The sequence below is a fragment of the Aromatoleum sp. genome (assembly GCF_035254505.1).
Lineage (GTDB): Bacteria > Pseudomonadota > Gammaproteobacteria > Burkholderiales > Rhodocyclaceae > Aromatoleum.
Window position 1 is genome coordinate 1 of record NZ_DATFAO010000042.1, and the last position, 10,277, is coordinate 10,277.

Consider the following 10,277-nt stretch of genomic DNA (forward strand, 5'->3'; position numbering starts at 1 on the left):
TGCATGAATGTCTCCTTTGGTTTTTTGGCGTGGTGTCACGAGACGGTCGGGCTATTTCCGCGAACGCTCCGCCGCCTCATCCCCGGATTCGCGAAACCCGTGCCAGGAGACTGTTTTCTTTCAAATCAAACCCTTAAAGACTCGAACAGCCGTGAGACGCGAGACAGGCGTCTCCCCCGCGCTGAGACGGCCGCGACACCTGTCTCAGTGGCGCGCGGACGATTGCGACAATTCGGCCCGCCCCGCTTCGCGCCGACGACGTGCGGTGCGACAATCGCCGGATTGCCCGCATCCGCCACCGCCATGACTACCGAACCGCGCCTGTCGATCGCCGCCATCGTCTATCGCCCCACCGACCACATCGAACCGGTGCTGGAGCAAGCCGCACAACGGCTTGCCGAACGGGGCGTGCGCCTCGGCGGCATCCTGCAGCACGACCTGCCGACCTGCATCGAGGATCCTTGCGGCATGGAGCTGGAGGATCTCGCGAGCGGCGAGCGCTTCCCGCTGTCGCAGGAGCTCGGCAGCGGCTCCGAAGCCTGCCGGCTCGACCCGAACGCGCTCGCGCACGCGGCCGTCGCGATACGGCGCGCGCTGGAAAGCGGCGTCGAGCTCGTCTTCGTGAACAAGTTCGGCGCACAGGAAGCGTCCGGCTCGGGCCTGCGCAGCGAAATGGCGATGGCGGTCAGCTCCGGCACCCCCGTGATCACCGCCGTCGGCGAACGCTTCCTCGACGCCTGGCGGGACTTCACCGGCGACGCCGGCACCTTGCTCGAAGCGCGCGCCGAAGACATCGTCGCGTGGTGGGACGCAGTTTCACGGTCCGCCTGACGATGGAGTGCCGCCCCGCCTGCGCCGCGTGCTGCATCGCCCCGTCGATCTCCAGCCCGATCCCCGGCATGGAAGGCGGCAAACCCGCCGGCGCGCGCTGCGTGCAGCTCGACGCCGCCGACCGCTGCCGCCTCTTCGGCGACCCACGCCGGCCTGCCGTCTGCAGCAGTCTCAGCCCCAGCCCGCAGATGTGCGGCGCTCACCGCGAGGCGGCGATCCTCTGGCTTGCGGAACTCGAAGTACTGACCGCGCCCGCCCCCATGCAGGTTTCAAAGCGCAACTGAATGCAATTTAATTTTAGGGCGGTGGTGCGCGCGTATCATGCCGGGTTTCGCCCGACTACCCACACTCCCGATCCATGGACCTTCCCCAATACCTCGTCGCGCTGATCCTCGGCATCATCGAAGGCCTCACCGAGTTCCTGCCGGTCTCATCGACCGGCCACCTGATCATCTTCGGCGACCTGCTCAACTTCAACGACGAAGTCGGCAAGGTGTTCGAGATCGTCATCCAGTTCGGCGCAATCCTCGCCGTGTGCTGGGACTACCGCGAACGGCTCACCGACGTCGCCCTCGGCATCACGCGCTACGCCAGCGCGCGCCGCTTCGTCACGCTGCTCTTCGTCGGCTTCCTTCCCGCGGCGGTGCTCGGTCTGCTCTTCCATTCGAAGATCAAGGCCCTGCTCTTCAACCCGCTGACCGTCGCGACCGCCCTCATCCTCGGCGGCCTCGTGATCCTCTACCTCGAAAAGCGCAACCATCGTCCGCGCATCCACGCCATCGACGACATGCGCTGGACCGACGCCCTCAAAGTCGGCTTCGCCCAGGCGCTGGCGATGATCCCCGGCACCTCGCGCTCGGGCGCGACGATCATGGGCGGCCTGATCTTCGGCCTGTCGCGCAAGACCGCCGCCGAATTCTCGTTCTTCCTCGCGATCCCGACGATGTTCGCGGCGACGGTCCTCGACCTCTACAAGAACCGCGCGCTCCTTCACCTGCACGACTTCCCGATGTTCGCGATCGGCTTCGTCGCCGCCTTCCTCTCGGCGATGTGGGCGGTGCGCGGCTTCATCCGCTTCGTGTCGAACCACACCTTCATCGCCTTCGCGTGGTACCGCATCGCCTTCGGCCTCTTCGTGCTCGCGACCTGGTACTTCGGCTGGGTGCAGTGGACCGCAGCCTGATGATCGAGGACGAAGCCGCGGTTACACTCATGGCTTCGTCCCGACTTTCCGTTTGATGCGATGATCATCTATCTGCACGGATTCCGTTCTGCGCCGGCCTCGATCAAGGCGCAGGCGATGCTTCGCCACATGACCGAGCGCGGGCTCGCGCACGAATTCTGGTGCGAACAACTCCCGGTCGGCCCGAAAGACGCGATCGCGCTGATCGAAACACAGATCGCCCGCTGTCGCGCCACGCGTCCCGAACTGGCCCCGACCCTCGTCGGCAGCTCGCTCGGCGGCTACTACGCGACCCACCTCGCCGAAAAGCACGACCTCAAGGCCGTGCTCGTGAACCCCGCGGTCGTCGCCCCGCTGTCGCTCGAAGCCTACGTCGGCGAACAGACCAACCTCTACACCGGCGAGACCTTCCAGTTTACGCACGACTACATCGTAGAGCTGCGCGCGATGGACGTCGCGACGATCACGCGCCCCGAAAAGTACTGGCTGCTCGTCGAGACCGGCGACGAAGTCCTCGACTACCGCGACGCGGTTGCGAAGTACGCAGGCGGACGCCAGACCGTCCTCGAAGGCGGCGATCACGGTTTCTCGCGCTGGACCGACTACCTCGACGAGATCCTCGCCTTCTCCGGGATCTTCCCCCGATGAGCGCCCCCGCCGGCTTCGACGCACAGCGCTTCAAGGCCCAGGAACGGGCAGGCTTCAACCGCATCGCCGCGCGCTACGCCGAAGGCGCCCACCTGCGCGCCGACCTCGCCGTCGCACTCATCGAAGCGGCCGAGCTCGCCCCCGGCCAGCACGTGCTGGACCTCGCGAGCGGCCCGGGCCTCCTCGCCCGCGAGGCCGCTGCACGCGTCGTCCCCAACGGCTGGGTGCTCGCGAGCGACATCGCCGAAGGCATGCTGGCCGAAGGCGCGCACCGCGCCGCCGCCGAAGGCCGCACCTCGCTCGCCTTCGCCGCCGCGGACGCCGAACACCTGTGCCTGCCCGACGCCAGCGTCGATCGCGTGCTCGCGGGCCTCGCGCTCTTCATGTTCCCGCATCCCGAGCGCGCGCTCACCGAGATGCGGCGCGTACTGCGCCCCGGCGGCCGCGTCGCACTCTCCGTCTGGGGCCCGCGCGAGACCGTGCCGCTGATCTCGCGCGCCCAGGACTGCATCGCCCGCCTGCTGCCGCCGCCGAAAGTCGCGCGCCCGTCCGTGTTCCGCTTCGGCGACGCGGCGACGCTCACCGCCGCGCTGACCGCCGCCGGCTTCTCCGACGTGCGCATCACCCGCTGCCCCTTCGCCTGCCGCTTCGCCACCGCCGACACCTACTGGCAGGCCTTCCTCGACCTCGCCGGCGGGGCTGCCGAAGCATTGTCGCGACTGCCCGAAGACACGCGACGCGCCCTGCGCGAAGCGGTCGCGGCCGATCTCGAAGCCCACCGCGCGCCGGACGGCAGCGGCTACACCGTCGAGGCCCTCGCCCTGGTCGCCAGCGCTACCGCATGACGACCGCTGCGATCGATGCGAACGCCCGTCGCCAGGGCGTCGTCGCCACCCTCATTGCCTTCACGACCTGGGGTCTTGCGCCGCTGTACTTCAAGGCCGTCGGCAGCGTGCCGCCGACCGAGATCGTCGCGCACCGCGTGGTGTGGTCGGTCGTCTTCCTGTTCGCGCTGCTCGCGCTCTGGCGCGGCTTCGACGGCCTACGCCGCCTCGCCGCCCAGCCGCGACTCATCGGCCTCCTCGCGATCGCCTCGACGCTCACCGGCAGCAACTGGCTCGTCTTCGTCTGGGCGATCTCCGCGAACCGCCTGGTCGAGGCGAGCCTCGGCTACTTCATCAACCCGCTCGTCAGCATCCTGCTCGGACGCTTCTTCCTCGGCGAACGCCTGCGCCCGCTGCAACGCGCCGCGGTCGGCATCGCCTGCGCGGGCGTCGCGTGGCGCGTGTGGCAGGTCGGCACCGTGCCGTGGATCGCCCTCTTCCTCGCGCTGACCTTCGGTGTCTACGGCCTGCTGCGCAAGCGCGCACCGGTCGACGCCATCAACGGCCTCTTCGTCGAAACGCTCGTCACCGCCCCGCTCGCGCTCGGCTGGCTCGCTTGGCTTGCGATGCAGGGCGATCTGCACTTCGGCCACGGCACGCTCATCGACGCGCTGCTGCCGCTCGCCGGCGTGCTGACCGCCGTGCCGCTGATGCTCTTCGCGGTCGGCGCCAAGCGTCTGCCGCTGTCGACAGTCGGCTTCCTGCAATACCTCGCGCCCAGCCTCAATTTCCTGCTCGCCGTCTTCGTCTTCCGCGAACCCTTCGACGCCGCCCAGCTCGTCGGCTTCGCGCTGATCTGGACCGCGCTCGCGGTCTACTCGGTCGACATGCTCCGCACCACCCGCAGCGCCGGCTAACTCGCGCCCTCCTCTGCGCCCGACAGCCGAATCCTTTAAACTGTCGGGCTTGCTCAAGTATGGCGGTTGCTGATGTTCGTGCTGTTCGAAGAGAGTGGGGCCTTCAAGGCCGGGACCATTCTCGCTGATAACGATTCCTCCCTGCAGGTCGAGACCTCTCACGGCAAGCGCGTGAAGCTCAAGTCGAGCCACGTGCTGATGCGTTTCCGCGAGCCCTCGCCGGGTGACCTGCTCTCGCGCGCCGAAGCGGATGCGGAGGAACTCGACACCGCCTTCCTGTGGGAAGTCTGCAGCGACGACGAATTCGCCTTCGACGAATTCGCCGCCGACTACCACGGACACGCGCCGAACGCCGTCGAATCCGCAGCGATCCTGCTGCGCCTGCATTCGGCGCCGACCTACTTCCATCGCAAGGGCCGCGGCCGCTTCCGCAAGGCCCCCGCCGAGATCCTGCAAGCCGCGCTCGCCGGCCTCGAGAAGAAGCGCCAGCAGGCCGAAGCGATCGAGCGCCTACGCGTCGAGCTCGTCGAAGGCCATCTTCCCGGCGAGATCGCCGGCATGCTGCCGCAGCTCCTCTACCGTCCGGACCGCAACCGCATCGAAACGAAGGCCTTCGAAGCGGCCTGCGTCGACACCGGCCTCTCGGCCCCGCGCCTGCTGTTGAAGTGCGGCGCGCTCGCGTCGAGCTACGACTTCCACTACAACCGCTTCCTCTTCGAACACTTCGAAGAAGGCACGGCCTTCCCGCCTTTCGCGCCCCCCGTCGACCCGACCGATCTGCCGCGCGCCGACGTCGCCGCGTTCTCGATCGACGACGCGACGACCACCGAGATCGACGACGCCTTCTCGGTCACGCCGCGCGAAGGCGGCGGCTGGCGCATCGGCATCCACATCGCGGCCCCCGCACTCGGCTTCGCGCGCGGCTCCGAGCTCGACGCGATCGCGCGGCGCAGGCTTTCGACCGTCTATATGCCGGGCAACAAGATCACGATGATGCCCGACGCGGCTGTCGAGACCTTCACGCTCGCCGCCGGCCGCGAATGCCCGGCGCTGTCGCTCTACCTCGACGTCACCGCCGCGCTCGCGATCCAGCGCCACGAAACCCGCATCGATCGCGTGCCCATCGTCGCCAACCTGCGCCACCACGACCTCGAACCAGTCTTCAACGAACAGACGCTGCACGACCACAGCGAGACGCCGGACTTCCAATGGAAGCGCGAACTCACGCTGCTGTGGGATCTCGCCAGCATCCTCGAAGCCGGCCGCGGCAAGGCCGAGAACAGCCCCAACCAGGTCGATTACAGCTTCTATGTCGACTGGCAGAAGGAAACGGCCGACGGCGCCGGCTACGTGACGATCAGCCCCCGCAAGCGCGGCTCGCCGCTCGACAAGCTCGTCGCCGAGATGATGATTCTCGCCAACTCGACCTGGGGCAAGCTCCTCGACGAAGCCGAAGTGCCCGGCCTGTATCGCGTCCAAAGTGGCGGCAAGGTGCGCATGTCGACGACTGCGGGACCGCACGACGGGCTCGGTGTCGACTGCTACGCCTGGTCCAGCTCGCCGCTGCGCCGCTACGTCGACCTCGTCAACCAATGGCAGCTCATCTCGGTGCTGCGCGAGGAAGCGCCCGCCTTCGCGCCGAAGTCCGCCGAACTGATGGCGGCGCTGCGCGACTTCGACGTCACCTATACCGCGTACGCCGATTTCCAGCGTCAGATGGAACGCTACTGGTGCCTGCGCTGGCTGCGCCAGCACCCGGAAGGCACGAGCTTCGACGGCAAGGTCCTGCGCGACAACCTCGTGCGGCTGGACACCATCCCGCTGATGATCAAGGTACCGTCGCTGCCGGTGCTGCTGCCCGGCACCCGCGTGCGCGTCAGCATCGAATCGAGCGATCTGCTCGACGTCGACATCCACGCCCGCTACGTCGCGACGCTGGCCGAACCCGATCCGGCCGAAGCGGCGGATTCGATGTTCGAAGGCAACTGACCGCAGGGCACGCATGACGGGTAAGGCTTCGCGCACCTCGCATCGGCAACCGCGTCGGCAAACGGCAGCGAAAGCGGGCCTGCGCCCGGTCGGCCTCAGGCTGCAGGACGACCGGCGCCTCGCGATCGCCTTTGCGATCTCGATGCTGCTGCACGGCCTCACGCTGACGATCGGCTTCGTCATGCCCAATCGCGAGAAGCCTCGCGAACGCGACCGCGGGCTCGAAGTCGTCCTGGTCAACGCCCGCCACGCCCGCGCGCCGCACAAGCCGGACGTGCTCGCGCAGGCCCACCTCGATGGCGGCGGCAACAGCGAGCAGAACGCGCGCCCGAAGTCGCCGCTCCCGCCGCAGGACGCTCGCCGCGAAGGCGACGCGCTCATCGACGCCCGCAAGCGCACGACGGACATCGACGCGAGCCGCAGTCGCGTGCTCACCGCGCCGAAATCGACCGAAAAGACGCCGCCAGCCCCCGTCCAACAGAGCGACCTGCCCGCACCGCAAGCCCAGCCCTCGGGTCTCGATCTCCTCAACAGCGTCTCCGCCGTTGCGCGCATGGAAGCCGAGATCGACCGTTCCCTCGACGAGCTTGCCAAGCGCCCGCGCAAGAAATTCATCGGCGCGCGTGCGCAGGAATACCGTTTCGCGCAGTATCTCGAAGACTGGCGCCAGAAGATCGAACGCATCGGCACGCTGAATTATCCGGAGGCGGCTCGGGGCCGCATCTACGGAAGCCTGCTGCTCTACGTCGCCATCCGCGCCGACGGCACGGTCGAGAAGGCCGAGATCCAGCGCTCCTCAGGCGAGAAAGTGCTCGACGAAGCGGCGCTACGCATTGTCCGTCTTGCCGGCACCTTCGCCCCATTCCCGGACGACATCCGCCGCGACTACGACGTGATCGAGTTCGTGCGCACGTGGACCTTCACCAACGCCAACAGCCTTACCGCCAAGTGACCATGGACCGCTACGCCGTCATCGGAAACCCGATCTCCCACAGCAAGTCCCCCGCGATCCATGCCCGCTTCGCGGCGCAGACCGGCCAGCAGCTGACGTATGAAGCGCTGCTCGGCCCGCTCGACGGCTTCGCCGACACCGTGCAAGCCTTCCGCGACGCTGGCGGACGCGGCATGAACGTCACTGTTCCCTTCAAGCTCGAAGCCTTCGCCCTCGCCGAGCGCCACTCCCCGCGCGCGCTCGCTGCCGGCGCCGTGAACACCCTCGCGTTCGACGCCGAAGGCATCTTCGGCGACAACACCGACGGCGCTGGCCTCGTGCGCGACCTCACGCACAACCTCGGCTGCGCACTCGCCGGCCGCCGCATCCTGCTGCTCGGCGCAGGTGGCGCCGCACGCGGCACACTGCTGCCGCTCCTTGGCACCCAGCCCGCGTCGCTCACGCTCGCCAACCGCACCGTCGCACGCGCCGAAGCGCTCGTCGCTGACTTCGCCGAACGCGACACGCACGTCCCGCTCGACGCCTGCGGCTTCACGGACCTCGCTGACCGCGAGTTCGACGTCGTGATCAACGCGACCGCCGCGAGCCTCGCCGACGAAGCCCCGCCGCTACCCGCCGGGCTCTACGCTGCGGGCGCCCTCGCCTACGACATGATGTACGGCCGCGGCGACACGCCCTTCCTCGCCGCCGCCCGCCGCGACGGCGCCGCGCGTCTCGCCGACGGCCTCGGCATGCTCGTCGAACAGGCAGCCGAAAGCTTCGAGCTCTGGCGCGGCGTGCGCCCCGACACCGGACCGGTGCTCGCCGCACTGCGCGCGCAGATCGGCTGACGATGAAGACCGCGCTGCGAGGCCTCGGCTGGGCCCTCGCCGCGATCGCGGCGCTGGTCATCCTCTACGAGCTGTGGATCTTCCTGCTCGTGCTGTGGTGGAGCCACTTCAACCCCGCCAGCACCAGCTTCATGCGCATCCGGCTCGAAGAGCTGCAGGAGAAGCGCCCCAACGCGGAACTGCGCCACGAATGGGTGCCTTACGAGCGCATCTCGATCCAGCTCAAGCGCGCGGTCATCGCCGCAGAGGACGACCGCTTCATCGAACACGAAGGCTTCGACTGGGAAGGCATCCAGCGCGCGCTCGAAAAGAACCAGCGCAAGGGCCGCGCGGTGGCCGGCGGCTCGACGATCAGCCAGCAGCTCGCCAAGAACCTCTTCCTGTCCCCGTCGCGCAGCTACCTGCGCAAGGGCGAGGAGGCGCTGATCACCGTGATGATCGAAGCCGTGTGGAGCAAGCGGCGCATCCTTGAGGTCTACCTCAACGTCGTCGAATGGGGCACCGGCATCTTCGGCTGCGAAGCCGCCGCGCAACGCTACTACAGCATATCGGCGAGCCGCCTCGGCGCCGAACAGGCCGCGCGCCTTGCGGTGATGCTGCCGAACCCCCGGAAATACGAGAAACAGTTCGGCTCCCGCCTCGCCGCCCATGCCGAACGCATCCGCGAGCGGATGGTCTACTCGCAGGTGCCGTGAGCCTTCGTCGACGGTCTTCGTCGCCCGGCTGGCGCATTGCAACAATTTAGCGTTTTGCGGGGTCGCAACCGGGCTGCGAAGCCCGTAGAATTCGCGCCTTACGCCAGTTTCCACCCCAATAAAAACCGGAGGCGCCGATGAGCGAACAAGAGGAACGCCACCCGGACGATGTCCAGCAGCACCTGCGCGAAGTGCAGGAACTGCTGTCGCGCCACAGGGTGGTGGAAGACCTCGTTCATCGGCAGGACATGCCCCACCACGAGCTGGTGGAGGATCTCGTCCACAAGCAGCACGTCGCCGAACTGCAGGCCCGCCTCGACGCGCTGCACCCGGCCGACATCGCCTACATCCTCGAGGCGCTGCCGCTCGCCGACCGCCTCTTCGTCTGGGATCTGGTCAAGGCCGATCGCGACGGCGACATCCTGCTCGAAGTCTCGGATGCGGTGCGCGAAGCCCTCATCGAGACGATGCGGCCCGACGAGCTCAAGGCCGCCGCCGAGACCCTCGACACCGACGAACTCGCCGACCTCGCGCCCGACCTCCCTCCGGACGTCATGCAGGACGTGTTCCAGTCGCTCGACAGCGAGGAACGCGAACAGCTGCGCGCGGCGATGTCCTACCCCGAGGACTCGGTCGGCGCGCTGATGGATTTCGACATGGTCACGGTCCGCGAGGACGTCACCCTCGAAGTCGTGCTGCGCTACCTGCGCCGCTTCGACGAGCTGCCGGACCACACCGACAAGCTCTTCGTCATCGACCGCGAAGACCACCTGAAAGGGATCCTGACCCTCGAATCGCTGCTGATCAACGACCCGGACGTGACCGTCGTGTCGGTCATGCACAAGGAAAACGTCATCAGCTTCGAGCCCGAGGACGAAGCCGACGACGCCGCCCAGGCCTTCGAGCGCTACGACCTCGTCTCCGCCCCGGTCATCGACACCGAAAAGCGCGTCATCGGGCGCCTCACGGTCGCCGACGTCGTCGACTACATCCGCGAGGAATCCGAGCACGAGATCCTCAGCAACGCCGGTCTGCGCGAAGAGGAAGATATCTTCGCGTCGGTGATGGACTCGGTGAAGAACCGCTGGGCGTGGCTCGCGATCAACCTCGTCACCGCCTTCATCGCCTCGCGCGTGATCGGTCTCTTCGAAGGCTCGATCGAGAAGCTCGTTGCGCTCGCGGCGCTGATGCCGATCGTCGCCGGCATCGGCGGCAACTCGGGCAATCAGACGATCACGATGATCGTGCGCGCGGTCGCGCTCGGCCAGGTGACGGTCGACAACGCGCGGCAGCTCATCCGGAAGGAGATCGCGGTGAGCCTCGTCAACGGCGTGATCTGGGGCGGCGTCATGGGCCTCGTCGCGGCCGTACTCTACAAGGACGTGGCGCTCGGCCTCGTGATGGTGCT

11 protein-coding genes are annotated in these 10,277 nt (G+C 67.8%); all 11 read left to right on the top strand.

What is annotated here, in order from left to right:
- Positions 1-303: 303 nt before the first annotated feature.
- Positions 304-831, top strand: coding sequence for a DUF2478 domain-containing protein (locus VJ673_RS06365; RefSeq protein WP_324125215.1), 528 nt, complete (start codon positions 304-306; stop codon positions 829-831).
- A gap of 2 nt (positions 832-833) precedes the next feature.
- Positions 834-1,115 (top strand): YkgJ family cysteine cluster protein, encoded by a 282-nt coding sequence (locus VJ673_RS06370; RefSeq protein ID WP_324125225.1) that lies wholly within the window; start codon positions 834-836, stop codon positions 1,113-1,115.
- Between the two features lie 74 nt (positions 1,116-1,189).
- Entirely contained in the window at positions 1,190-2,014 is an 825-nt protein-coding gene (locus VJ673_RS06375; RefSeq protein WP_324125216.1) for an undecaprenyl-diphosphate phosphatase, read from the top strand.
- Between the two features lie 60 nt (positions 2,015-2,074).
- The gene (locus VJ673_RS06380; RefSeq protein WP_324125217.1) at positions 2,075-2,662 is read left to right on the top strand and encodes a YqiA/YcfP family alpha/beta fold hydrolase; all 588 of its coding nucleotides are present in this window, start codon (positions 2,075-2,077) and stop codon (positions 2,660-2,662) included.
- Positions 2,659-3,507, top strand: coding sequence for a class I SAM-dependent methyltransferase (locus VJ673_RS06385; protein WP_324125218.1), 849 nt, complete (start codon positions 2,659-2,661; stop codon positions 3,505-3,507). Before VJ673_RS06380 ends, VJ673_RS06385 begins: the two co-directional genes overlap by 4 nt.
- Entirely contained in the window at positions 3,504-4,403 is a 900-nt protein-coding gene (gene rarD, locus VJ673_RS06390) for an EamA family transporter RarD (RefSeq protein ID WP_324125219.1), read from the top strand. Before VJ673_RS06385 ends, rarD begins: the two co-directional genes overlap by 4 nt.
- Positions 4,404-4,475: 72 nt before the next feature.
- Positions 4,476-6,392 carry a ribonuclease catalytic domain-containing protein gene (locus VJ673_RS06395; RefSeq protein ID WP_324125220.1) on the top strand — a complete coding sequence of 639 codons (1,917 nt, stop codon included), beginning with the start codon at positions 4,476-4,478 and terminating at the stop codon, positions 6,390-6,392.
- Between the two features lie 13 nt (positions 6,393-6,405).
- Positions 6,406-7,344, top strand: a complete 939-nt coding sequence (locus tag VJ673_RS06400) for an energy transducer TonB (RefSeq protein WP_324125221.1) — start codon at positions 6,406-6,408, stop codon at positions 7,342-7,344.
- 2 nt (positions 7,345-7,346) lie between these two features.
- A complete protein-coding gene (aroE, locus tag VJ673_RS06405) occupies positions 7,347-8,174 on the top strand; it encodes a shikimate dehydrogenase (protein WP_324125222.1) in 828 nt (275 codons plus the stop codon).
- A 2-nt stretch (positions 8,175-8,176) separates the two neighbouring features.
- Positions 8,177-8,869 carry a monofunctional biosynthetic peptidoglycan transglycosylase gene (gene mtgA / locus VJ673_RS06410; protein ID WP_324125223.1) on the top strand — a complete coding sequence of 231 codons (693 nt, stop codon included), beginning with the start codon at positions 8,177-8,179 and terminating at the stop codon, positions 8,867-8,869.
- A 137-nt stretch (positions 8,870-9,006) separates the two neighbouring features.
- The coding region (gene mgtE / locus VJ673_RS06415; RefSeq protein WP_324125224.1) for a magnesium transporter at positions 9,007-10,277 on the top strand (1,271 nt) is incomplete at its 3' end.

Excerpts from the sequence above, each read along its gene's own strand:
- VJ673_RS06365 (WP_324125215.1), top strand. The coding sequence starts at position 304 with ATGACTACCGAACCGCGCCTGTCGATCGCCGCCATCGTCTATCGCCCC.
- VJ673_RS06370 (WP_324125225.1), top strand. The coding sequence starts at position 834 with ATGGAGTGCCGCCCCGCCTGCGCCGCGTGCTGCATCGCCCCGTCGATC.
- VJ673_RS06375 (WP_324125216.1), top strand. The coding sequence starts at position 1,190 with ATGGACCTTCCCCAATACCTCGTCGCGCTGATCCTCGGCATCATCGAA.
- VJ673_RS06380 (WP_324125217.1), top strand. The coding sequence starts at position 2,075 with ATGATCATCTATCTGCACGGATTCCGTTCTGCGCCGGCCTCGATCAAG.
- VJ673_RS06385 (WP_324125218.1), top strand. The coding sequence starts at position 2,659 with ATGAGCGCCCCCGCCGGCTTCGACGCACAGCGCTTCAAGGCCCAGGAA.
- rarD (WP_324125219.1), top strand. The coding sequence starts at position 3,504 with ATGACGACCGCTGCGATCGATGCGAACGCCCGTCGCCAGGGCGTCGTC.
- VJ673_RS06395 (WP_324125220.1), top strand. The coding sequence starts at position 4,476 with ATGTTCGTGCTGTTCGAAGAGAGTGGGGCCTTCAAGGCCGGGACCATT.
- VJ673_RS06400 (WP_324125221.1), top strand. The coding sequence starts at position 6,406 with ATGACGGGTAAGGCTTCGCGCACCTCGCATCGGCAACCGCGTCGGCAA.
- aroE (WP_324125222.1), top strand. The coding sequence starts at position 7,347 with ATGGACCGCTACGCCGTCATCGGAAACCCGATCTCCCACAGCAAGTCC.
- mtgA (WP_324125223.1), top strand. The coding sequence starts at position 8,177 with ATGAAGACCGCGCTGCGAGGCCTCGGCTGGGCCCTCGCCGCGATCGCG.